The sequence below is a fragment of the Pseudomonas sp. NBRC 111131 genome, from assembly GCF_001320525.1.
Lineage (GTDB): Bacteria > Pseudomonadota > Gammaproteobacteria > Pseudomonadales > Pseudomonadaceae > Aquipseudomonas > Aquipseudomonas ceruminis.
The window spans coordinates 1-1,931 of record NZ_BCBH01000083.1; the positions used below are offsets into that span (position 1 = coordinate 1).

Consider the following 1,931-nt stretch of genomic DNA (forward strand, 5'->3'; position numbering starts at 1 on the left):
GGATCGAGTAGGAGGCGGATTCACACCCGCCGTCCTCTCACACCACCGTGCGTACGGTTCCGTACACGGCGGTTCAGGTTACGCGGCTAAGCCGGTTAATCGTATCCAGTATCGAGACCAGCCCGAGCCGGTCCCACAGTTTCTTTGGCAGCGCGTAGTTCATATGTTGCGCTCCCGAATTCCACCATGGACCTCGGCCATTGAAGGCTGACTTGTTGGCACGCTCCTCGCTCAACCCCAGGCGCATCAAGTTTCTCAGCCTCGTGGGAGGCTGCTTCCATTGACGCCAGATGACGCAGCGGAGTTTGTGCCTGACCCAACCATCCAGTTCCTCAAGCGGCCGCTTGCTCTGGCTGAGCTTGAAGTAGCTAGCCCAGCCTCTCAGGACGGGGTTGATCCGCTCGATGACAGTCGCCATTTTGCGAGCCCGTACGCTGCGCAGCAGCATTCTGAGCCGGTCGCGTAAGCGGTCTAGGCTCATCCTTGCCACGCGCAGCCTTGGCTGCTGGTGCCAGCTCATCCCATAGCCTAGGTAGTCGCACTTCCACGCCCTTGCCACTTGGCTTTTCTTCCTGTTCACCGTCAGCTTCAGACGTTCTCTCAGGAAGCGCTCGACGCTGACCAACACCCGTTCGCCGGCCCGGGGACTGCGTACATAGATGTTCGCATCATCGGCATAACGTACGAAGCGATGGCCCCGTCGCTCCAGCTCGCGGTCGAGTTCGTCGAGCAGGATGTTCGACAGCAACGGCGAAAGCGGGCCGCCTTGCGGCGTCCCCTCCTGCCGTGGGCTGACGACACCGCCCGACATGATCCCGGCTTCAAGGTAGCGGCGGATAAGCCTGAGTACGCACTTGTCTTTGATCCGACGTTCGATGCAGGCCATGAGGATGTCGTGATTGACCCGATCGAAAAACTTCTCCAGATCGAGTTCCACGCACCAGCGGTGTCCCGCTGTCACATGAGCACGAGCCATCTCGATGGCTTGATGCGTACTTCTGCCCGGACGAAAACCATAGCTGTAGTCCGAGAACAGTGGGTCGAAGATAGGTGTGAGCTGCTGCTGCAGTGCTTGCTGGATCAGGCGATCCACGACGCTGGGGATTCCCAGTTGCCGTGTGCCGCCCTGCGGCTTGGGAATTTCAACCGCTCGCACTGCTTGGGGCTGGTATTCACCGGCCAGTAACCTGGCCTTGAGGGTTGGCCAATACTGTCTCACGTAGCCCGCCAAGTCAGCAACCGTCATGCCATCGGCACCCGGTGCTCCCTTGTTGCTGACCACGCGTTGATACGCACGTCTGAGGTTGGCCGGTGCAAGCACCCGCTCCATCAGCGTGTCCGGCTCCGCGTTCGTCCACGTCACGGACGCCGTCGATACCTTTGCACTGTCAGGCGTCACCCTCGGCTTCTGGCCGGAGCTCGGGATGACAGTTTCCGCTGTGGGAAATTTCTGCATTACGGTTACCAACGAGACGGCGACGCCTACTGGCGGCATAACCTGTTCGGCCCTTGGTGGCGCGGTTAACCGCCACTTACTACGGCTTCGGCTGACTTCTGCACGCTCATCCCGTCGCCTTTCGACGCGCGGTAGCACAATGGCAAACGTACAGATCTCCCAGGGTAATTCGCGCGACCTTCCTGCTTATGCCTGTCGGATCTACGTCACAGCGTTCCGTGCAAGTATTGGGCTTTGGCGATTTGTGCCACCTCACCCCGCTGTGCCGCCTCTATCCGCTTCCTGTTCGTCAGGCCAGCATTTTGCCTCGGGCTTCCTTCAGATTCGCGGTCACCCGCGACACCCTTGCCTCCGGCTAACACTTCCCCTTGCCGGGTGTGTAGAGGACTTTCACCTCCAAGTCACCCGCTTGGCCACCACAGCCAAGCGGGTTGCGCTTACGCGCAACGCGCCATGCCTGGCGCACACAAAAAAA

At 60.1% G+C, this 1,931-nt stretch carries 1 protein-coding gene; it reads right to left on the reverse strand.

Going from position 1 to position 1,931, the window contains the following annotated elements; all coding sequences use genetic code 11:
• Window positions 1-73 precede the first annotated feature (73 nt).
• Window positions 74-1,495: a group II intron reverse transcriptase/maturase gene (gene ltrA, locus APH34_RS28325; RefSeq protein WP_051096403.1), complete on the reverse strand. Its 1,422-nt coding sequence runs from the start codon at window positions 1,493-1,495 to the stop codon at window positions 74-76.
• Window positions 1,496-1,931: the final 436 nt, after the last annotated feature.